A 21,892-nucleotide genomic window follows, 5' to 3' on the forward strand; every position below is an offset into this window, starting at 1 on the left:
GTGGGAGATCAACTGCCCGTAAACGCCCGATTGGTTCAACTAATAATCAGTGAGAAACCCACCCACTGATTAAAGTTTCACTTTATGCTCGATTCATAAACCGTTCATTTTGTCATTATGATTATATGAAGCTACCTCTCTATTGTTTCACTATTCCGATAAAAATACAATGTTTTTGACTAATAAGAAAAGTTCCTATTTAAGGATAGATCCTTTTCTTATATTAGTCCCCCTTCAATGCTTTTAACGGCAAAGAGGTTACATATCCAATATACGAGAATAATTCTTTAAAGAAGAATGGTATTTCTGTATCTAACGTTTTATATGCTGATGTCGGCGTTGGTGAAGCATACGCTTCAATATTAATATGTTTTGCGATTCTCATTGCGCGTTTCATATGAAGTGGATCACTTACAATCGTGTATGTTTGTATGCCGTTCTCTATTCCAACTTGCTTCGCATTTTTTAAATTTTCTTCAGTGAAAAGGGATTTAGTTTCAATTAAAATATCTTCCTCTTTTACACCTTGTTTCATTGCATATACTCTTGCAGTACGTGCTTCCTCAAGTTCTGCCTCGAACTTTGTACCACCTGTAAAAATAATCTTTTTAATATTTCCGTTCTTATATAAAGAAATCGCATGATTAATTCTTTCTTTAAATACAGGAGATGGTTTTCCGTTCCATGAAGCTGCTCCTAGTACGATACCAGCATCCGTTTTCACGTCATCATTTGCTTTAAAACGATAACTCCAAATATCGTAAGCTGCATAACTTACATATAAAATAGCAGAACAAATCATTAGTAAAAATACTTGAAAGATTCGTCTTTTCTTACTCTTCTTATTTTCTTTCATTTGTAATTGCCTCCGTACATCATCCATACTTCTATAAAAAACATTTATATCAAATCGTTTTGTTTGAGTTTATTTAAAAGAAGGAACTTTACTTGTTATTTATGTATAAAAGGGTTTTCATTTAAAATTGAGGATTATCAATTCATTTTCATTTGCGGTTTTCATTACATTTTTTAAATTCATAAGTTTATTACCATACAACTACATTGTAACGAATTTTTTCTCAGAAGGGAACGATGAAACAAAAGGAATTAAAATAAAGTAGCATTTTGTAAGAAAAAAGGTATATTTTTCATATCTCACGAACAATATACCTTTCAAAACACGAATTATAACTTTTCTTTATACAACTCTAATTTTTCTAACAATTTTTCTTTTACGCTTGGCCATTCACTCGAGATAATACTGTACACCACCGCATCTCTCACATAACCATTCGGTAATTTTCTTTCATTTCGAAGCACACCCTCTTTTACTGCGCCTAACCTTTCAATTGCTCGTTGTGCTTTTTCATTTCTTGCATCCGTCTTAATTTGCACTCTCAGCATATGCAATTTTTCAAAAGCATACTGAAGAAGCATATACTTACACTCTGTATTTATACTCGTACGTTGCACACTCGGATGATACCACGTTTGCCCTAACTCAACTGTCTTATCTTCTACTGAAATATTATATAAACGTGTACTTCCTACAATCTTATTCGACTGTTGATCTACGACTATGAAAGGTATTTGAGTACCTCTTCCGTAACCCTTTATCGCTTTTTGAACGTATTGTTGCATATCTTGCACACTATCCATTTTAGAGATTAAATACGCCCAAATATCCCGATTTCCTTCTACAATCGAAAACAAAGTTTCGACATCAGTATTATCCATTAACCGCAACTTTGCTCTTTCGTGAATAATTTCCATTTTTAAGCCCCCTTTGTTGTTACTATATCATAAGAATCAAAAACGCATTATAAGAATAAAAAAATATAAAGAAAAGAATTCTTTTCAAATATATTCTTCTCGTATAAGGTAGGAAGACTCATCAGTAATCATTAAAAAAATAATTTTTTGATAATTTACAATAAATTCTTTTTTCAATGATAAACGGGAGGGGATAAAAAATGCTAGATCAAATTACTTGGGGAACTCCAGGCAGCTTATTATGCTTAGGATTCTTTTTTGCGGGACTAGGAATCTTCTTAAGAAGCGTTACGTCATATACGAAAAATAAATAAGAATATCCCGCTTTTAAACAAAAGAAGCCCTCTTTTTACAGACGGCTTCTTTTGTTTAACTTTATCTCATTAAAACTTCAAAGCAACAAATAAGCAATCGGCGTAATAATAAGCAACGTTAAAATCGTTCTCTGCACATACAGAATAATAAGTTCAGATACTTTTAACGGAATATCTGTTGATAATATACAAGGAATTGAAGCGGAGAAAAACAGTATAGATGATACGGAAACAACTGCAATGACAAACTTTGTCACAAGTGGCGCACTTACAACTAATAATGACGGTAAAAACATTTCTGCAATACCAACGGATGCCGCTTTAGCAGCTAAGTCTGCTTCCGGTAATTGTAATAGCCATGTAAACGGATAGAAAATATAACTGATCCAATCAAATATTGGCGTGAACTTCGCTAAGACGATACCAATTAATCCTACTGACATAATGGATGGTAAAATTCCCATTGTCATAATAAATCCGTCTTTTAAATTCACTGCAATATTTTTCATAATGCTCGGTGCAGACTTTGATACTTCTAACGCATCTTCCCAAGCACGTTCCAACATTTTCTCTTTATAAACAGGCTCTGGGAACCCTTCTTCTGTTACATATGTATCTGGTTTTCTACTAAGGGGCGGGATTCTTACGGTGATAGCAGTCACGATGAATGTTACAACAAGTGTAGTCCAAAAATAAACATTCCATAAATGCATAATATCTAATGTTTTTGCGATGATGATCATAAATGTAGCGGATACTGTAGAAAATCCTGTAGCGATAATCGCCGCTTCTTTTGTCGTATACTTTCCTTCTTTATACACGCGGTTCGTAATAAGAAGGGCAAGCGAATAACTTCCAACGAAGGACGCAACTGCATCAATCGCCGATCTCCCCGGCGTATTCCATAATGGCCTCATAATCGGACGACAAAATGTACCGATAAATTCAAGCAATCCATATCCGACTAATAACGCTAAAAACGCCGAGCCAATTGGAACGAGCAAACTTACTGATATGACTAGCTTCTCATACAAAAACGGCCCAATATCTGGCGCAAAGAACCAAGCTGGTCCTACTTTTAAACAATATAATATGCCAAAAACAACGCCAACTACTTTTAAAATAGAAAAACAAATGTCTACAATAGATGCATTCCATTTCTTCGTATAAAATGGATAAATCGCACCAATCGCCATAACAAATAATGCATAATAAGGTACTACGCCAGGAACCGAAGCCCTAATCCACGATACGATATGATCAATCATAATAGACGATGCACCGTTTATCGTAACAGGAACGAAAAACATAAACACCCCAACGAGACTAGCAAGTATAAACCGAAGAATAATCCCCTTCTCTCGCCCTGTCTTAATTACATTACTCTTTAATTCAATTTCACTCAAAATTCGACACCTCCCGTTATCTAAATATTCCGTACAATTATATTATATTCCTTCTTTCCATTTCTACTATTTAATCATATGAAAAAGCCTATTTTAAAATAGGCTTTTCTATTACCTCTCATAATCATCCACAATCACTTGAATGAAACGATACGACTCTTCTGCTACTTTTTCATTACTCTCCCTATTCGCATCATATGTAATTAACGCCTTCCAAAGTGCCCATCCTCTCGCTCTATTCCACGTTTCTTCATCCATGCGTAATACTTCTTTAAATACATTTCTACTATTTTCATCAAAAAACGTCCACGCCATCGCTGCATCACAAGCAGGATCTCCTACACCTAAAATACCAAAATCAATTACAGCACAAAGCTTTCCATCTTTAACGAGTAAATTCCCTGGCGCTACATCTCCATGAACCCAAACTGGCTTACGATCCCATGTTGAACTAAGTGCTACATTCCAAAGGTGTTTTAATAATGCCTCGTCAAAAACATCCTTATTATTTTCAATAGCAACTCTCGCCTCTTCATCATATACAGATATAAGTCCGCCTCGGTAAAAATTATGTGTTCCAGCTAAAGGTCCGTTACTCGCATTAATAGATTGCAATTCTACTAAAAAAGATCCTAAGTCCGCCGCAAATTCATTTAAATCCCGAACGTTTTGTTTCGTAACTGTTTCTCCCTCTATCCACTTATTAATAGACCAAGGCAATGGATACGCTTCAGACGGATTTCCTTTCGCAAGTGGGGTAGAAATCGGTAAAGAAAGCCCCTTATTTAATATAGGAAGCCAACTATTTTCTTTCTCTACTTGCGGTGCATATGCCACATCACTTGGCAATCTTACACTCATCTCATCCCCTAAGTGAAACGTCCTATTATCATGCCCACTAAACTTTACAGGTTTCACTTCTAAATGGGCCCATTCAGGAAACTGTTCCTGTATTAACTTTTCAACTAAACTTACGTTAATTGGATGCATTCACATTCTCCTTTTCTTTTGAAACTTACTAAGCCCATCCGTACTTCCAACATATTCAAAACTATTTTTCTTATAAAAATCATTCAACGTACGATTATGCCCCACGCAATCTAACTTCAAATACTCTTTATCACATTGCACATTCTCTTCTACCCACCGTAAAATCCATTCTCCTATTCCATTTTCCTTATACTTCCGTTTCACCGCAAATCTATGAATATATAATGAATTAGAAACTTCCTCTTTACCAAAAATATGTTCATCCCATTCATTTTGTTTAGGAGAAACTGTAACCGTACCAACTATTTCAGCTTCTTTCAGAACAACATATGTATATTTCTCTCTTATACATTCTAGTATTTCAGCCGTAGCTTCCTCTCCTAAAAGATACTGCCACTGATCCACTTCTTTATATTGTAGCCATTGTGCTACCTCTTTTAATAAAAGGATAATACTATCACTTTCATTTTCAGTAGCAATTCGAATTGCATATTCTTTACTTATATTTCTCTCCATATTGCCTTTCCCCTTTCAAATTGCTACCATACTGACAAACGAGTCCTTCCATCATTTTCATCTGTAATATATTCTACATAAAATCCTTGATTCACTGCGTTTTCATACATCATTTCAATCTCTTCTTGGTTTTTCGCATAAATTTGTATATACTCGCCATCCGCTACTAATACGACTACTTCACACTTACTCTCCTTAAATTCTTCAAATGTTGCAATTTCTCCTATTACCTCTCCTTTTGGACATGCTTTTAGATCTAAAAATAAAAGATAATATATGTTATCTTTTATTAGCTTTTTTAATTCTGATCCCTCCATGATCTCGTTATCTTCTGAAAATAATTCTGGACCTAATTCATTCCCTATTATTATATAAGCTTCCTCCCTTCCCATGACTTGCCAATCAAATACAGTAATATCAATTGGCTTTAATACTTTCCAAAGTAAATTATCATATCCATCTAGAATATCTACTGTAATCCCTCTTTTCATATACTTGCTCCTAACTTATTCATTTTCGTTTCATACATTATATATGAAATGTAATTACTATATTTTGTCGATACATAAGTACATCATAAAAAAAACCGCTCCACGACTAGCGAAACGGTTTCCTTCTGCTTACATTTAAATATTTCATTCAATTGTTGGACTACGTTTTAAAATATTTTTTAATATATGCACCACATCATTCGTTCATTCTTAATGCTCACTTCGACTTTACAAAGTAATATAAAAACCATACTGCATGATTTTGTTCATCCGCAGCTATTCTCCGTAACAACTCTTTCAAATGTACATCCGATGTCTCATCTGAAATTTCCAAATAAAAATCTACTGTTTTTTGTTCATCTTGTATAGCGAACTCTAATCCTTGTAAATACGTATTTGGGCAGTCTTCAGTAATTTGTGGTTTTGGCTGCCTACCAGTTAAGTTCGTATAAATTTGTACAAAGTTGTGGAAATGCTTTATTTCATCATTACGAATTTCAAGAATTTGTTTTTGTTCTACTTGATTTGGAGCCATATTCGCTAATTTTGCATAGCAGCTTATAGCGCTATACTCTCCATTTATAGCTTTTTCAATATCACTAATTAACTTATCATTCTGCCTATACCAATCATAATAATTCGAATTATACATCATATCCCCCCATACTTTCGCTTAACATTTTATGCATTTAGAAATAGTAGGAGCCTGTGTATATAACGGGACGGCTTTAGATTGAAAGAAAAGTTTGAGAAAAGGGTCTATTTTGTAAAGGAATTGCTTATTCATAAAGTGAAACTATAATCAGTGGGGATTTTACTACACGGCAAATAGCGGATAAAATATCACTATTTTTTTGTACGCTGTTGCTATAAATTCGCGAATGAATCAGGTTTCCAACCAGATGTGGTGTTGAGATGCGAAGCTATTATGAATCCAGTCATATAACTAGGAGGTACCACTATGCCATCTTTATTTAAAACTATGGCCTTCCAGCTGAAAACCGAAAGACTTGAGCTTAGTATGTGGGAGGAATCCGATTCCGTTTGGCTGAGCAAATTAATTGGCGAACGTGGCGTGGACATTCCAGCCGTTGATTCCGTTCGTAACCGGCTTATTGAGATGCGCAAGAAGGCAGACGAAAATGGTATTTCCCTTCTCACTATTCGAAGGAGAGACGAAGGCGATTTCATTGGGTACTGTGGCTTAATTATCGGTCGTTCCACACTTGAAGAGCCGGAGATTGCATACGAGTTGTTCCGCAGCGCTCATGGTAAAGGTTATGCGACTGAGGCCGCATCTGTTGTACTGGACGCGGCGATTGCTACTGGGCGCCAAAGACTTTGGTCGACTGTAGGTGCTTGGAATATCGCTTCCCTCCGGGTACTAGAAAAGATAGGATTTAAGCGGCATCACAGTACGTGGGATGATGAACGTGGTGAGATTGTTTGGAACGTACGCGATCTTTAAAGATTTCGCCTTAATTCTAAACACTACACTTTTCAACAATCAAGCATTTACATTGAGAAAAAATCACAAACAAGCCGTTTCACTAATTAGTGAAACGGCTTGTTTTTAAGCGTTCAATTCTGTTTTATGCCCTTTTACTACACTACGTTTGAGTGCAGTTGCTAATATAGTAACCATACTTACTATACCAATCCAAACGAGTACAGTAACAGGTGTATTCCAGCTTAACCCTTTTCCGAAGAAGAAGATTTCTCTTAGGCCTTCAATCATAAATTTCATTGGTAACCATGAGTAAACCCAGTCTTGATAAAACGGAGACAACATCTCAGGTGCTAATGATAATAACGGTGCCCCGAAGAATAGTAATAAAGCGAATAAACCGATTCCTTTTAGCCCAACTAATGATAGTACTGCAGATATCATTAAGAAGAAACTAAAAGAAGTAATGGATAAGAATAGAGCTGTATCCGTGAAGTTCGAAATATTTAACCCTACCATCCCATCTGCAATCCATGTAAGACCAAACCCAATTACAAGTGTCGCAATAGCTCCTGTTACGATTTGTTTTACTTTTAACAGAAAGTTTTCTTTTCTTGAGCTTACTGGCATTTTACTAATCGCAATAAAAATAATCGCTGCACTAGCTAAACTTGCAATCCATAACGGCTGGAATAATGATATTGGTGAGTTACCGTTCGCACTATTTTTGCCGACCCCATTCACATTTTTCACGTTCTTTACAATAGGTGTTACTAATTTCTCAGCTTGATTTGTTGTTACAGTAGCTCCTTTTGCTTTCAATCCTTCTAATATTTGTGTACGAACAGTATTGTTCATATTATCAACAATCGCCTGTAATATTTGCCCTGCCATAGTTGATGCAGCCGTATTCATTCCTTGATTAATATATATTTCTATCTCAGGTGAAGATGGCTGTGGTGTTCGTAACGACGCTTGTTTTGCGCTAAATTCTTTCGGGATGACTAATGCCGCGTAATACTCTTTATTGTTTAATCCCTTTTGAACGGCTTCTTTATTTTTTACTTCTACCCACTTCACTGCGGGTTCTTCCTCTGATTTCGCTGTTTTTTTCATGTTATCAACGATCGTTTGCCCCATATTCATTTTCGGTTGATTTGGAATTTCTACACCTTGATCCTCATTTACAATTGCAATTGGCAAGTTTTTCGGCTGCGGTTGAACAGTTGGAAATAGCGTTAATGAAAAAATAAAAACAACAAGTAGTGCAATAACTGGTGATAAAAATAAAAGTTTATTTTTAAACATTTTCTTTTCTCCTCCCTTAATTTGATCTATAATAACCAACAACGTGTTGTTTATTTATATTTTGAATTATATGTTCGAGTTGAACCTTATACAATAATCAAAAATCGTGAATGTGTTGGTTATAAGACACATTTTCCAAATGTGTTGAGTAAAATTAAGGAGGGATATGCTTTGCGCGATAATAATTTAGATTTGCGTGTTGTTCGTACGAAAACTGCCATACGAAATGCATTGGTGGAGCTAATTGAAGAAAAAGGTTTTGACGCCATTACAGTGAAAGATATTACAACGAAAGCAAACATTAATCGCGGTACTTTCTATGCGCACTATCAAGATAAATTTGATTTAATGACAAAATGCCAAGAAGACATTATGTACGAGTTTTCTAGCATTGCTAAACAGAAATTCCCGGAAGTTATTGCTGACCTTGGATCAAATCCTTCTCCAACAATGCCATTTATACTTATCACTTCTATTCTTGAATTTCTAAATGAAAATAGTGATTTTATGAGAGCTGTACTAAGTCCGAAAGGAGATTTATCTTTCCAAACAAAACTGAAAGACTTTATGTGGAAAACATTATTTGAAGATACGAATGGTCCTCTCATTAATAAGGAGAATTTACTTGTTCCAAGCGAATATTTAACTTCTTATATGGCATCTGCACATATAGGTGTCATCCAACAATGGTTAAATAATGGACAAAAAGAAACACCTGAGGAGATTGCTCGCTTTTTATCAACAATCGCAGTTCATGGACCTTTTTATGCTGCTGGCTTAAAGAAATAAGCCCGCTTGCTTAGTAATTTCTATTATTTTATTAATAACTTGAAATTTATGTTTCTGTAAAAAAAGCTGTTGAAAGGACTCCCCTTCAACAGCTTCTACATTATTAACGATATAAACGAACTGCACCTGCAGAATTATCATCTGCTTGTCCAACTACTTCAAATTTCAATCCAAATTTCGGTAATTTACGTCCTGCATCTGGGATTAAATCATTTATATACAATTTAGAGTCATCAAACTTCGTTACACCTGGTAATCCTTTGTAATCATATGTTCCGCGTGTTGGAGATACCACTTTCCATGCTGGCGTTTGGTTAAGGGAGAACGCAGCATCTGCGATTTGGAATCGTGTACTATTTTTAACAGTTGGTTTGCCGTTTAGTGTTCCAACAATTGCCTCTGGGTGAGAGTCAACAACTCCTAAGAAACCTTCACCTGGATGTAAACCAACCCAATTATCTGTAAAGCTAGAGTCTGCATACCATACTAGCAGACCTGTATTATATGGTACACCACTGCTATATTTTAACGCTTGATCAGCACCAGCATAGTTTCTCCACTCTAAATAGTAGTTATGCTTCTTCTTATCAAAACCGTCTGCTACAACAAAACCATTTAATTTAAATTTCGTTTCGCCTTCTGCATCATCAGAGAACACAACATTTCCATCTACAGTTAATGTAGCATTATCAAAAGTAAAACCGGTCGGCGCTAAACCACCATCTGTAATGTATTCGAATACTAATTTTACTTTTTGACCTTTGAATTTGCTTAAGTCATAAGACTTATCTACCCATTTACCATCTGTTGTGTCTAGACCATTTTTTACATTTTTTTCACCAATTCGATCCACTAACGTTTTCGTACCATCTTCTTTCACTGCATGTACTTCAAGGAAGTCATAATCCGTTTCAATTTCATACATTGATTTATAATCAAACCTCGCATTTGTTGCATTTGTTAAATCAAACACTGGCGTTTCTAATGTTGTATGAAGGTTATCACCTTTTGTACTATAGTAGTACTTCTTACCGAATGCAGGCTGAATACCTTTCACCTCTTTATCTGGTAAGTTAACACGAATCAGACCAGGACGATTTGATTTCGTTACACTTTGATCTAAATACGTCGCATAGCCAATACCACGATTTAATTTATTATAGTCAACCTCTACAATATTGGCCCAGTTTCCACCTATGTTCTTTTGAAAGAACTCTTTGTTTTGCGGAGAGAAACTCGGTGGCGTTGTTCCTGCAATTTTACCAGCCCAGCTACCGCCACTCATAACAGACCAGGAGTTAATTGGCTCACCTGCTCCTGTGTACTTCGTATCATACTCATCTGGAAGACCTAAATCATGACCAAATTCATGTGCGAATACACCAACCGCTCCGTCTTCTGGCTCAATTGTGTAGTCGTATGCTGCCATCTTACCGCCCCAGTTATCAACTTTTGCTTTTGTTCCTTCAATTGGATATGGTGTTCCAAGGTGCCAACGATGTGACCAAATTGCATCATCACCTAGTCTACCACCGCCCCCATCTTGCCCAACTCCAGCGTGAATGACCATTAAGTGATCAATCAGACCATCTGGTTCATTTTTATTGCCATCACCATTATTGTCATATTGATCGTATTCGTCAAATTCAGATAAATCAATACCACTTTCTACAGCCGCATTTAATGCCTCTTTTACAAAATCACGAGGTCCTTTTGGTCCCATATTATCATGACCGCCATCTCCTGCATCTGCGCCATAATCTGCCGCATTACCAGGAACTGTCAACCACTTTGTTACTGTGCCATCTACTGTATAACTACCGCCAGATTGCTCTTCATAATATTGTTTAAATGTTGGTACTTTTGAACCATCAAAGAGTGTAAATGGCTCATTACCAAATAACATTTTTTGATAATGTTCTGGATTAAAATCATTTGAATACATATAACCTGGTACTTGATCAATATTGTTATGCTTAAAGTCCGCAAACTCTACTAGCAATACGAGAACTTTATCTTTACGAACATCACCGTTATATTGTTTTTGCTTCGCTGAAGTAGTTGGTACTTGGCCGTTTAATCCCCCTTTAACCGGCTCTTGTCCCGCTACTGGACCACTAGCAGGTTGATCTGCTTTTTCTTTCTCATCTGCTTTTGCATCTTTAACTTTTTTCAAAAAGTCAGCCGCTTCTCTCGTAACACTATCCCCCGCTGCTGGTTCTTTTCCCGCATTTTCTCCTTTTTTCTTCTCTACGTATTTTTCAACAGCTTTTAATGTGTCTTCTTTCGACGTAGATTCATTAATTACACCGCGTTTCTTGAGCGCATCTGCTAAACGCTCCTCTTGAATTAAATTTTCATCAATGGGACTTAAAGTTCCTCCATTAGACGGCGTTGCCGCATAAACAGATTGACCCCCATACCCAAATGTGCAACTAAGCACAGCTGCCGCCGCAAGCGTAGACAGCACTTTAAAAGGTTTTTTCTTCATCCCTATTCCTCCCCAATATTAAATAAGATACAACGTTTATATATTACGGAAAATTCAGAAAATTATCAATGCATTGTCTGAATTTGTAATATTTTTGAAAAAATCCTTTGTTTTAGATGAACATACATTCTGATTCATCAATATTTCAGAAAATATTGATGAAAGTTGATAAAACTATTAAAATCATAAAGAAATCGTCCACTATATTTAGTGGACGATTTCTTTATTTATCTAAAATACAACTACAACACTTCAATATATCCTTCTGTTCCATGTACCCGAATTCGTTGCCCGCCTTTTATTAGTTTCGTAGCGTTCTCTACTCCAACAACTGCTGGCAGGCCATACTCACGTGCAATCACTGCTCCGTGCGTCATAAGCCCGCCGACTTCAGTGACTAACCCTTTTATAGAAACAAACAAAGGTGTCCACCCAGGATCGGTAAATGCCGTAACTAATATATCTCCATCTTCCAAATTCGCGTCTTCCATGTTTAAAATAACGCGTGCTCTCCCCTCAACCACTCCAGAAGAAACAGGCAAACCTACAATTGCTTCAGCCGGGAGATTTTCGCGTTTGTACTTACCTGTAATGATTTCTCCATCAGACGTGATAACACGCGGAGGTGTTAGTTTTTCATATAATTTGTACGCATTTTTTTGTTTATGAATAATCTTGTAATCTAGTTTATTTGTGCGGACGACTTCGTGAAGTTCTTCAAAAGTTAGATAGTATATATCTTCTATTTCATCCAGAACATTATTTTGCACAAGTTTCTCTGCTTCTTTCAGTAATGCCTGCTTATATATGAAATAACGATGAATCATGCCGTATTTCGGATATTCACGATAACCGATGAAATTGCGGAGGTTACAAATCATTCTCTTCGTCTCTTCTACTTTTTGTTCCCCATCCGGCAAGTGCTGCAATCGCTCTAACAGCTCTGCTTCTTTTTTCAAAGCTTCCTGCAGCCCTTCTTCAAACTTCCGCTTACTAGCACCATATTCAAAGTCTCTTATATGATTTAAAATCATCGGTATAATTGTAGCTGGCTGTTCACTCCAGCGCGTTTTCGTAATGTCAATTTCTCCGCTGCATCTCATTCCATATTTATTTAGAAAGGCATCGATTGCATCCCGAACTTTTTCCCCGCCTTTAAACTGAATTAATTCATCTAAAAATCTGTCATCTTCTACATGCTGTAAATACGCAATGACTTCCGGATACGGCCGGATCACATCTGCCACATCCAATAACGCTAGCCCCATTTCTGACGTAATATTATGTTGTACAGATTGTGAAAGTACATCTGCTGCATTCTTTTCCCCTAGCCATTGTTCTATTTTTTCATTGATCCATGATAAAGCATTCATACCTGCCATAATTACAGCCATACTTTGCGGATCAAATAATATTTTCTTTAATTGCTGGATATCTTCTAAAATAAAACTAAGTACATCTGATCCTGATTTCATTTGAATGTTTTGTTTTAACTCTTCGATCGATGCTTCACTATTCTTTATTAAATCCGTAACGATTGCTGGATCATTTTCGATTTGTGGTTGTGAGCCTGCAGGCGGCATTCTCTTACTATTTTCTTTTTCATCATCCGGTAACAATTTGATAAAATTATCTCGCTCTATTACAGTCATTAATGCATCTTTAATAAGCGGCTCCGACTCACCTATTGTATTTAATAAAAACTCCCTACTTGCAGGTGAAGCCAATCTTTGTGCAACATCAACAAACAACCTTCCCCCAGCTTGAAACCTTGGTCCGAAAGATGTTAACTGAAATAAAGACATTCCTAATGGCTTCAAAGGATCAGTCATCATTTGCTGGTGACCGACCGATACATATACGTGATTTTCCCCATCATTTACTTCTGGAATTGGATATAAAGTCGTAATCGGTCTGCTTTGGACTATATAAATTGTATCATCAACTAAGCACCATTCAATATCTTGCGGACAACCAAAATAAGCTTCGATTTGTCTTCCGATGCGTGCTAGTTGTAAAATCTGTTGTTCAGTAAGTGTTTGAAATTTTTGCTGATTAGGAGCAATTTTCTTTCTCTCTGTTCCGCCTTCTTTTCGTCCATAGATGGCTAATTTTTTCGTTGCGATGACCTTTTCGACGATTTCGTCTTCTTTTACCTTATAATTATCGGCAGAAACCAATCCAGATACTAGCGCCTCGCCAAGTCCAAAGCTGGCATCGATTGACAACACCTTCCTATTCGAAGTAATCGGATCCGCAGTAAATAAAATCCCTGAAGCCTCAGGGAAAACCATTTTTTGAATGACAACACATATAGAAACTTGATTATGATCAAAACCGTTTTGCATTCGGTATATAACCGCCCGATCTGTAAACAAAGAAGCCCAGCATTTTTTAATATGCTGCAAAATGTTTTCTTTTCCAATAACATTTAAATACGTATCTTGTTGACCAGCAAACGAGGCATACGGTAAATCTTCAGCAGTAGCACTCGAACGCACTGCATATGCATGTTCATCGCCAAAGTGCGAGAGATAATGAGCTACTGATTCCACTACATCAACTGGAATTTCCACCGCCATAATGACTTCTCTAATCTGCTTACTAATTTCACCAATTCGATCTCGTTCCTCAATTTTTAGCATTGCTAATTGATTCAATAAAGTTTGAAACGCTCCATTTTTTCCGATGGCCTGTTCATACCCTACCGTTGTAACACAAAACCCTTCTGGCACTTGTATCCCTTGAATATTGGATAACTCCCCTAAATTCAATCCTTTTCCACCAACGAGAAAAAGCTGCGTTTTTTCTATTTCCTGAAAATCGAGAACGAAAGAACTCATTTGGCACCTCTCCTTACTATTCATGTGTTCTTGATTGTAACAGTAGTAAATGAGAAGAAACAGTCTATTTCGAACGTAAATTACATGATATAATTAAGTTAGGAAGAGATCATCACTTCTATTTCCCCTCTAATTCACTTCAATTACATCACCAAACTTAAACATTCTTTTATTATGAAAAGCAATCATTAGACATAATGGATTTCTATCGAACTTTGTTATGTCTTTTTTATATAAATCCATATTGTAATATCTTTATAAATCTTTTATTAAGCCATAAATTCGCCTCAAGAATAGTAGAATCTGTGACTTTAAAAACAATATTTTTTGTTTGCACTTTATATAAATTGATATGAATCCCTCTTAATTCTAGGACTAAATTATTGTTTTTTAATCCCGCATTAATTCTTTTCTCAAATTCGCCAAAATGAATTTTCAAGATTAGGGAACTATAATGTCGTATTAAAATATATTAAGGGGGAGAAAAATTGGACAATGAAATGAATTATGGAAGTGATTACAAGTTTATTCCAGCAACTTCAATTGAAAGTGGTCACGGCATCGAAGTATTGCCTGATTTATTTTGTTACACGATTCAAATCGTCAATATATGCTTTGTTGGAAATCCTAAGACCAATGATTTTGTTTTAGTTGATGCTGGAATGCCTAAATGTGCAAATGAAATTATCTCTATCGCTGAGGATCGATTTGGTACCAATAGTCGCCCAAAAGTAATTATTTTAACTCACGGCCATTTTGATCATGTTGGGGGAATAATTGAACTCATCAAGTATTGGGATGTTCCCGTCTATGCACATCAAATGGAGCTACCGTTCCTGACTGGACAACAAAGCTATCCAGAACCAGACCCTACAGTTGAAGGTGGTATGGTAGCGAAAATGTCTCCTCTGTTCCCAAACGAACCAATTGACTTAGGAAATAACATAAAAGCGCTACCTATTGATGGAACTGTTCCCCATATGCCAGAGTTTAGATGGATTCATACACCAGGACATACTCCAGGGCAGATTTCATTATTCCGAGAAAAAGACCGAACTTTAATTGCTGGGGACGCTTTTGTTACAGTGAAACAGGAGTATCTGTATAAAGTAATAACTCAAGAACAGGAAATAAGCGGTCCGCCTCGTTATTTAACAACAGACTGGAAAGCCGCTAAAGAGTCAGTTCTTAAGCTAGAAAAGTTAAAGCCTCTAACCGCTGTTACTGGACACGGGATACCTATGTCGGGTGAATTGCTATCAACAAGCCTCAAAACACTCGTTCAAGAATTTGATAAAATTGCTGTGCCTGATTACGGAAAATATATAGATAAAAAGATGCATTAAACGCGAAAATACTTTGTTTATTTTTATATTAACGAATCAGAATATGATACAAAATCAAAACACCAAAAATATTAAGTTTAATATGAAAAAAACTGTACTTAGGCAACCTCTCTATTATAAGAATGGAACTACCCTTTATGAATAAAGCTCGATATTCCGCAAATACTATCCATAGTATAAGCCTGCTTCTTACCCAGGTTGTACTTCTTACCATTAAAGGGTGATTAAAACGGGTTACGCTATATAAAAGCATAATCCGTTTTTAATGAAATATTTTATTCCATATACGTTTAAACAATGGAGGAAAATGATGAAACATATTGTTGCTTTATTAATTAAGTACACAGCGATAACTGCAGTATTGCTAATCATGCTCAGTATCTTTCAAGGCATTTCAATTCCTAGAGTATTACTAATTTCTCTTTTTCTTACGGGAACTGCCTATTTAATCGGAGATCTCTTCATTTTACCTAAATACGGAAATGCGATTGCTACAATGGCAGATTTCGGTTTAAGCTTCTTTGGAATTTGGTTATTAACATCCTTGTTTACTAATTTAGATGCTACTCGTAATATTGGATTTTCTTCATTTTTAGCTGCTTTAATTATTGGCGGAATAGAAGTTTTCTTCCACATTTATATGCAGAAGTTAGTACTGCGTAATGACAATGAATTAAGAGAACATAATCATATTCCCCATGATAAATACGCTATGGAGATATCAGATGAATATATGGATTCTTCCACAATAAATAAGTCCAAGCTTGAGGATACACCTAAAAAATAAAAAAGTGGCCAACGCCACTTTTTTATTTTTGTTTATTACGCTTGGTCAGAATTTCTTACATGTAATGGAGGTGGAACTACCCATCCCTTTTTCTTACTTAAACGTAGCAGAGTTACACCTGCCTGCGCTTTTTTCATATGAAATTGTCCGAATAGCATACCTACATCTTCTCGAAGGCATTTTCCCATTACTTGACTACATGTCACAAGTCCAGCTGCTAATCCTGTAGAAACAGCTGCAGCAATTTCAACATCATTAATACGTGCTCCAGGAGGAATGTCTTCGATAGATGCAACTGGTCGTTCTGGAGGAGCAGGCGGTAAAGCGACCCCATTAATCTTTAAAAGAGCTTTTAATTCTTCTATTTCCGAATTCATATCATTTTCAATTAAGCCTTCTAAAAACTTCTTCAAATCTTCATCACCTGTGTGATTCATAAACACTTGATGGCTTGCAATTGCACCCTGTGCAGCAAGAAGATAACTCCAAATGTCAAATACTTCTCCGTAATGTAAAGGTTCATTTTGAGGATTTCCACTTAATATACCCATTTTTAAATTCCTACCTTTCGAAAATATCATAATAAATATTGATTTCAATATTGAAATCAAATTTTTAAGTATGCTTTTTCCTGCAAAAGATTTTCTACTATGCATGGAAAACACCTTTCCAACACTGCGTGTTTATTGTTTAGGAAAGTAGTTTACAAATTAAATACTCAAAGATTATGAAAGAAGATTATCAATAATCTTTGAGTGAGAATCTGTTTAATATAAGGTTTTTTATTTTTATGAATACACAAAAGAAATTGATTTACATATTTGCTATATTTTAAGCCAATTTACTTAGCGGTTAGCTCTACCACCAAGTTGTTGTTCTGCCATTGCTACTAAACGTTTTGTAATTTCACCACCAACAGATCCGTTTGAACGAGCTGTTGTATCTGCACCAAGTTGTACACCAAACTCTTGTGCAATTTCATATTTCATTTGATCAAGAGCTTGTTCAGCGCCTCGAACTAATACTTCATTACGACTTCCACTATTATTTTTTCCCATATTGTTTCACCTCCGATGTTTTTAATATGCTACAAATTATGAAAAAATAATTATCCTTTTTATGGAAATTAGATTATGAATAAAAATTGATTTTTTTCTTAAAGTAGGGCAAAACATATAAGAAAGAATAACTGATATAACATACTTTCATAACAACACTATGTATACTTTCTAATTCCCTTCAGTAAACAAAAGAAAGATTTCTATTTCACCAAGAGATTAAATAAAATTATGTTTTGAGACATAATCCAAAAGGAGATATGAGATGAAGGCTGTAACCTATCAAGGACCAAACCAAGTACAGGTTAAACAAGTGGATGATGCAAAATTAGAGAAAAAAGATGATATTATTGTAAAAATTACTTCAACCGCTATTTGCGGTTCTGATTTACATTTATATCAAGGCAACATGCCCTTACCTCAAGGATACATTATCGGCCATGAACCAATGGGAATCGTTGAAGAAGTCGGGCCAGATGTCACTAAAGTGAAAAAAGGCGATCGTGTTGTCATCCCATTCAACGTTTCTTGTGGACATTGTTTCTATTGCCAACATGAAATGGAAAGTCAATGTGATAACTCAAACCCTCATTACGATTCTGGTGGATACTTTGGTTATACAGAGAAATTTGGTAATCATCCGGGCGGACAAGCAGAATATTTAAAAGTTCCTTTTGGAAATTTCACTCCATTTGTTATACCGGAATCATGCGAACTTGAAGATGAATCCCTACTATTTCTATCAGATGTTTTACCAACAGCCTATTGGAGTGTAATAAACGCAGGCGTTAAGCCAGGTGATACTGTTATCGTCCTTGGTTGTGGACCTGTTGGATTAATGACACAAAAATTCGCTTGGATGCAAGGTGCTAAACGTGTAATTGCAGTGGATTACTTAGATTATCGGATGAATTATGCAAAAAAGATTAACAATGTTGAGGTATTTGAGTTTACAAAATTCCCCGATATGGGAGAACATTTAAAGGAAATTACACGTGGCGGTGCTGATGTAGTTATTGATTGTGTGGGGATGGATGGAAAAAAATCGCCTCTAGAATTTCTGGAACAAAAATTAAAATTACAAGGTGGAACTCTCGGTCCTATTCAAATCGCTACGAAAGCCGTAAGAAAATATGGAACGGTTCAAATGACCGGCGTTTATGGTGGCAATTATAACGCCTTTCCACTCGGTGCATTTTGGGTTAGAAATATTAATCTTAAAATGGGACAAGCACCTGTCATTCATTTTATGCCAGAACTATTTGAAAAAATAACAAATAAAGAATTTGATCCAAAAGAGATTATTACACACAAAATTCCCCTTGAAGAAGCGAGTTATGGTTATCAGATTTTTAATAATCGTGAAGACGACTGTATAAAAGTCATTCTGAAGCCTTAAAGCTACAATTCATTATTCTTAATGAAAAGATAAGATTACATTTCGTAATCTTATCTTTTTTTATTAAATGCTAAGTATCTATCCCCTATTTTCATCTCACATCTAAAATAGTTATTTTCAAAAACTTTGCATTTTGAGGTAATAAATAATTGGTAAAAACATGAATTAAAGTATTAAGTAACCAAATAGCGGACACGATAACAATGTTAACTAACTTAAAAGTGATGTTGATTATATTGCTGCTCCTCTTAATTTTGTTTCTATGAACTATTAAATGCCACTGTTACTTACTTATAATCTCCCTACCTCTATTCACATATAAAATCCCTATATTGTAAACAAAGAGGAGGGACTTGTCCCCCCTCTTCTTTTAATTTTTCTTTAAAAGAGTTGCTCCTGCAATCCCTGGGTGTGTCATTTCGAATGGATCTAGAATTAACTCTAAGTCCTCTTGTGACAATACACCATTTTTCACACAAAGTTCTCGAACAGATTGCCCTGTCGCGATTGCTTCTTTCGCAACGCGAGCTGCTGCTTCATAACCGATATGAGGGTTCACGGCTGTAATAATTCCTACACTTTTCTCAACATACTCTTTTAAGCGATCTTCATTCGCTTCAATTCCTTTTAAGCAATTATCTGTAAAGGCACGGAAACCGTTATTCATAATGCTAATCGATTGCAGTAAATTGAAAACAAGTACTGGTTCCATCACGTTTAATTCTAATTGTCCTGCTTCTGAAGCAAGGCAAATTGTATGATCATTACCTATTACTTGGAACGCAATTTGATTAATAACTTCTGGCATAACAGGATTTACTTTCCCTGGCATAATAGATGAACCTGGTTGACGAGCTGGTAACATAATTTCTGCTAAACCAACACGTGGACCTGATGCCATTAAGCGAAGGTCATTTGCAATTTTAGACATATTCATCATACATACTTTCAGTGCTGCAGATACTTCAGTATACGCATCCGTATTTTGCGTCGCATCTACTAAATCTTCTGCACCAACTAGTGGTAGTTCACTAATTGCAGCTAAATGTTTTACAACTGCTTCAATGTATTCTGGATCTGCATTTAAGCCTGTACCAACTGCAGTTGCCCCCATGTTCACTTCATATAAATGTTGACGCGATTGTTGAATTCGTTTCATATCACGTTCAAGTACGCGAGAGTATGCTTTAAATTCTTGTCCAAGACGGATTGGCACAGCATCTTGTAAATGTGTACGACCCATTTTAATAACATGGTCAAACTGTTCTGCTTTTAATTCAAATACATCATGCATATAACCCATCGTTTGTAATAAGCCTTCTAATGCATTTAACGTTGCGATATGAATCGCCGTTGGGAATGCATCGTTTGTTGATTGCGCCATGTTTACATGACTATTTGGACTAATATAATGATAGTCTCCCTTTTCCATCCCTAATAATTCAAGCGCACGATTGGCAATGACTTCATTTGCATTCATGTTCATTGAAGTACCCGCTCCGCCTTGGATTGGATCTACGATGAAATGATCATGCCATTTTCCATCAAGAATTTCTTGAGCAGCTTCTGCGATCGCGCCGCCCTTGTTCAATTCCAATCTTCCTACATCTGTATTCGCAAGCGCTGCTGCTTTTTTTACAATTGCGAACGCTCTAATTAAACTTTCATGAATTTTATACCCTGTAATCGGGAAATTTTCAACAGCGCGTAAAGTCTGAATTCCGTAATATGCCTCAATAGGTAATTCCTTTCCTCCCAAAAAATCATTCTCCACTCGCACGTTCTTGTTTGTCATTGCCATTTTAATTTCTCCCCCATATTAAATGTAAAACCTAAATAAATCATATGAAGTCATTACCAATCCTTATCAGATTTTATTGTTAAATCGTAGGCTAAAGGCTCTTCAATAATTTTTTTAATCTCTTCTAATTTATTAGTTTTCCCAAGCGCCCACATCAATTTTGCTATGATGGCTTCCGTATTCATATCTCCAGACAATATTACTTGATGTTGCGCCACTTTCCGTCCTACTTCATAGAGAAGTATGTCTTCTCCTTCTTCCAGGCATTGAGTAGTAATCACTACAGCAATCCCCATTTCAGTCAACTCTTGAATTTTCGAAAGCAAGTTCCTTCCTTCAAAAGGTAATCCACCGTTTCCAAAACTTTCAATAATAATCCCTTTATACAAATCTTTTAAACAATCAAATACCTCAGGCTTTGTACCTGGATACAATTTCATAAGAAAAACATCCGTACATAAATTAGTATTTATTGAAAGTTCACTATGTGAGGAAGTCGGCTTCCAATGATATTTCACTTCATCTTCATTTACCTCAGCAACATATGGATAATTCACACTTTCAAATGCATCATAACTTTTTGTTCGCATTTTAACTGCTCTCGTCCCAATAATCACCCTACTATCAAAAACAATAAACACACCGCCAACATCCTCACAGGCAAACCTAAGAGCATCAGCTACATTTTTCTTTGCGTCTGTCTTTTTAAAACTAATAGGTACTTGTGAACCTGTTAAAACAACTGGTTTTCTTAAACCTTGCAGCATATAAGATAACGCAGAAGATGTATAAGCTAACGTATCCGTTCCATGTGTAATCACAAACCCGTCATAGTCATCATAGTGATTAAAAACAGCATTAGCTATTTCTTTCCAGTGCTCAGGTTGCATATTGGTACTATCAATATTCATTAAGATTTTGCAATCTATTTCTAAGTTTCGAGAAGACTTCGAAAAATAATTCAATAATTCCTCAGCGGACAATCCTGGAACAAGCCCCTCATTCCCCTCCACAGATGCAATTGTCCCACCAGTTGCAAGTAATAAAATTTTCTTCATACACAACCCCTCCATAAAATAAACAACGATATAGCGTTCGCGTAATGCGTATTTATATTTATCATTATAGAACTT

At 35.8% G+C, this 21,892-nt stretch carries 19 protein-coding genes; 5 read left to right on the forward strand and 14 right to left on the reverse strand.

Features of this window, described 5'->3' with window-relative positions:
* Positions 1-223 precede the first annotated feature (223 nt).
* The 7 genes from ACTL4X_RS15260 to ACTL4X_RS15290 all read right to left on the reverse strand — a co-directional run bounded on the left by ACTL4X_RS15260 (position 224) and on the right by ACTL4X_RS15290 (position 6,142).
* Positions 224-856: a YdcF family protein gene (locus ACTL4X_RS15260; protein ID WP_000662215.1), complete on the reverse strand. Its 633-nt coding sequence runs from the start codon at positions 854-856 to the stop codon at positions 224-226.
* 329 nt (positions 857-1,185) lie between these two features.
* The gene (locus ACTL4X_RS15265; RefSeq protein WP_000402586.1) at positions 1,186-1,773 is read right to left on the reverse strand and encodes a GNAT family N-acetyltransferase; all 588 of its coding nucleotides are present in this window, start codon (positions 1,771-1,773) and stop codon (positions 1,186-1,188) included.
* A gap of 391 nt (positions 1,774-2,164) precedes the next feature.
* Positions 2,165-3,493 carry a YjiH family protein gene (locus ACTL4X_RS15270; RefSeq protein WP_001289416.1) on the reverse strand — a complete coding sequence of 443 codons (1,329 nt, stop codon included), beginning with the start codon at positions 3,491-3,493 and terminating at the stop codon, positions 2,165-2,167.
* Positions 3,494-3,604: 111 nt separating this feature from the next.
* On the reverse strand, positions 3,605-4,483 hold the full coding sequence (locus tag ACTL4X_RS15275) for an aminoglycoside phosphotransferase family protein (protein WP_033695842.1): 879 nt from the start codon (positions 4,481-4,483) through the stop codon (positions 3,605-3,607).
* A complete protein-coding gene (locus ACTL4X_RS15280; protein ID WP_033695841.1) occupies positions 4,484-4,999 on the reverse strand; it encodes a GNAT family N-acetyltransferase in 516 nt (171 codons plus the stop codon).
* A gap of 23 nt (positions 5,000-5,022) precedes the next feature.
* The gene (locus tag ACTL4X_RS15285; protein ID WP_033695840.1) at positions 5,023-5,490 is read right to left on the reverse strand and encodes a DUF2691 family protein; all 468 of its coding nucleotides are present in this window, start codon (positions 5,488-5,490) and stop codon (positions 5,023-5,025) included.
* Positions 5,491-5,707: 217 nt separating this feature from the next.
* Positions 5,708-6,142, reverse strand: a complete 435-nt coding sequence (locus ACTL4X_RS15290) for a ferritin-like domain-containing protein (RefSeq protein ID WP_000282831.1) — start codon at positions 6,140-6,142, stop codon at positions 5,708-5,710.
* 309 nt (positions 6,143-6,451) lie between these two features.
* Between ACTL4X_RS15290 and ACTL4X_RS15295 the strand changes: the two genes are divergently transcribed.
* The gene (locus tag ACTL4X_RS15295) at positions 6,452-6,958 is read left to right on the forward strand and encodes a GNAT family N-acetyltransferase (protein WP_001139523.1); all 507 of its coding nucleotides are present in this window, start codon (positions 6,452-6,454) and stop codon (positions 6,956-6,958) included.
* Positions 6,959-7,063: 105 nt separating this feature from the next.
* Here ACTL4X_RS15295 and ACTL4X_RS15300 read toward each other — a convergent pair whose 3' ends face one another.
* Positions 7,064-8,245 carry a YhgE/Pip domain-containing protein gene (locus tag ACTL4X_RS15300; protein ID WP_033695839.1) on the reverse strand — a complete coding sequence of 394 codons (1,182 nt, stop codon included), beginning with the start codon at positions 8,243-8,245 and terminating at the stop codon, positions 7,064-7,066.
* Positions 8,246-8,416: 171 nt separating this feature from the next.
* Here ACTL4X_RS15300 and ACTL4X_RS15305 point away from each other — a divergent pair, with 171 nt between their 5' ends.
* Positions 8,417-9,034 (forward strand): TetR/AcrR family transcriptional regulator, encoded by a 618-nt coding sequence (locus ACTL4X_RS15305; protein ID WP_001205505.1) that lies wholly within the window; start codon positions 8,417-8,419, stop codon positions 9,032-9,034.
* Positions 9,035-9,137: 103 nt separating this feature from the next.
* Here the strand turns inward: ACTL4X_RS15305 and ACTL4X_RS15310 are convergent, their stop codons facing one another.
* Together ACTL4X_RS15310 and ppsA are read right to left on the reverse strand one after the other, a co-directional pair.
* Complete coding sequence (locus ACTL4X_RS15310; RefSeq protein ID WP_000728991.1) at positions 9,138-11,525, reverse strand: immune inhibitor A domain-containing protein; 2,388 nt, start codon at positions 11,523-11,525, stop codon at positions 9,138-9,140.
* A 242-nt stretch (positions 11,526-11,767) separates the two neighbouring features.
* On the reverse strand, positions 11,768-14,368 hold the full coding sequence (gene ppsA / locus ACTL4X_RS15315; protein WP_033695837.1) for a phosphoenolpyruvate synthase: 2,601 nt from the start codon (positions 14,366-14,368) through the stop codon (positions 11,768-11,770).
* Positions 14,369-14,856: 488 nt separating this feature from the next.
* Between ppsA and ACTL4X_RS15320 the strand changes: the two genes are divergently transcribed.
* The gene (locus tag ACTL4X_RS15320; RefSeq protein ID WP_000368283.1) at positions 14,857-15,714 is read left to right on the forward strand and encodes an MBL fold metallo-hydrolase; all 858 of its coding nucleotides are present in this window, start codon (positions 14,857-14,859) and stop codon (positions 15,712-15,714) included.
* A 310-nt stretch (positions 15,715-16,024) separates the two neighbouring features.
* Complete coding sequence (locus ACTL4X_RS15325) at positions 16,025-16,501, forward strand: YndM family protein (RefSeq protein ID WP_033695836.1); 477 nt, start codon at positions 16,025-16,027, stop codon at positions 16,499-16,501.
* A 35-nt stretch (positions 16,502-16,536) separates the two neighbouring features.
* Here the strand turns inward: ACTL4X_RS15325 and ACTL4X_RS15330 are convergent, their stop codons facing one another.
* Both ACTL4X_RS15330 and sasP read right to left on the reverse strand, forming a co-directional pair.
* Entirely contained in the window at positions 16,537-17,052 is a 516-nt protein-coding gene (locus ACTL4X_RS15330) for a DUF3231 family protein (protein WP_001986359.1), read from the reverse strand.
* A gap of 294 nt (positions 17,053-17,346) precedes the next feature.
* Entirely contained in the window at positions 17,347-17,559 is a 213-nt protein-coding gene (gene sasP, locus ACTL4X_RS15335) for a small acid-soluble spore protein, SasP family (protein WP_000517671.1), read from the reverse strand.
* A 265-nt stretch (positions 17,560-17,824) separates the two neighbouring features.
* On the opposite strand from sasP, the gene ACTL4X_RS15340 reads away from it, so the two are divergent.
* Positions 17,825-18,958, forward strand: coding sequence for a zinc-dependent alcohol dehydrogenase (locus ACTL4X_RS15340; protein WP_000649086.1), 1,134 nt, complete (start codon positions 17,825-17,827; stop codon positions 18,956-18,958).
* 370 nt (positions 18,959-19,328) lie between these two features.
* Here the strand turns inward: ACTL4X_RS15340 and aspA are convergent, their stop codons facing one another.
* On the reverse strand, positions 19,329-20,759 hold the full coding sequence (aspA, locus tag ACTL4X_RS15345) for an aspartate ammonia-lyase (protein ID WP_001251924.1): 1,431 nt from the start codon (positions 20,757-20,759) through the stop codon (positions 19,329-19,331).
* 53 nt (positions 20,760-20,812) lie between these two features.
* Positions 20,813-21,817 (reverse strand): asparaginase, encoded by a 1,005-nt coding sequence (gene ansA / locus ACTL4X_RS15350; protein WP_000722302.1) that lies wholly within the window; start codon positions 21,815-21,817, stop codon positions 20,813-20,815.
* Positions 21,818-21,892: the final 75 nt, after the last annotated feature.

The sequence above is a fragment of the Bacillus sp. RE35 genome (genome assembly GCF_052146655.1).
Lineage (GTDB): Bacteria > Bacillota > Bacilli > Bacillales > Bacillaceae_G > Bacillus_A > Bacillus_A cereus.

Coding starts and splice junctions, on each gene's coding strand:
- ACTL4X_RS15260 (WP_000662215.1), bottom strand. CDS start 856: ATGAAAGAAAATAAGAAGAGTAAGAAAAGACGAATCTTTCAAGTATTT.
- ACTL4X_RS15265 (WP_000402586.1), bottom strand. CDS start 1,773: ATGGAAATTATTCACGAAAGAGCAAAGTTGCGGTTAATGGATAATACT.
- ACTL4X_RS15275 (WP_033695842.1), bottom strand. CDS start 4,483: ATGCATCCAATTAACGTAAGTTTAGTTGAAAAGTTAATACAGGAACAG.
- ACTL4X_RS15280 (WP_033695841.1), bottom strand. CDS start 4,999: ATGGAGAGAAATATAAGTAAAGAATATGCAATTCGAATTGCTACTGAA.
- ACTL4X_RS15285 (WP_033695840.1), bottom strand. CDS start 5,490: ATGAAAAGAGGGATTACAGTAGATATTCTAGATGGATATGATAATTTA.
- ACTL4X_RS15290 (WP_000282831.1), bottom strand. CDS start 6,142: ATGTATAATTCGAATTATTATGATTGGTATAGGCAGAATGATAAGTTA.
- ACTL4X_RS15295 (WP_001139523.1), top strand. CDS start 6,452: ATGCCATCTTTATTTAAAACTATGGCCTTCCAGCTGAAAACCGAAAGA.
- ACTL4X_RS15300 (WP_033695839.1), bottom strand. CDS start 8,245: ATGTTTAAAAATAAACTTTTATTTTTATCACCAGTTATTGCACTACTT.
- ACTL4X_RS15310 (WP_000728991.1), bottom strand. CDS start 11,525: ATGAAGAAAAAACCTTTTAAAGTGCTGTCTACGCTTGCGGCGGCAGCT.
- ppsA (WP_033695837.1), bottom strand. CDS start 14,368: ATGAGTTCTTTCGTTCTCGATTTTCAGGAAATAGAAAAAACGCAGCTT.
- ACTL4X_RS15325 (WP_033695836.1), top strand. CDS start 16,025: ATGAAACATATTGTTGCTTTATTAATTAAGTACACAGCGATAACTGCA.
- ACTL4X_RS15330 (WP_001986359.1), bottom strand. CDS start 17,052: ATGGGTATATTAAGTGGAAATCCTCAAAATGAACCTTTACATTACGGA.
- sasP (WP_000517671.1), bottom strand. CDS start 17,559: ATGGGAAAAAATAATAGTGGAAGTCGTAATGAAGTATTAGTTCGAGGC.
- ACTL4X_RS15340 (WP_000649086.1), top strand. CDS start 17,825: ATGAAGGCTGTAACCTATCAAGGACCAAACCAAGTACAGGTTAAACAA.
- aspA (WP_001251924.1), bottom strand. CDS start 20,759: ATGGCAATGACAAACAAGAACGTGCGAGTGGAGAATGATTTTTTGGGA.
- ansA (WP_000722302.1), bottom strand. CDS start 21,817: ATGAAGAAAATTTTATTACTTGCAACTGGTGGGACAATTGCATCTGTG.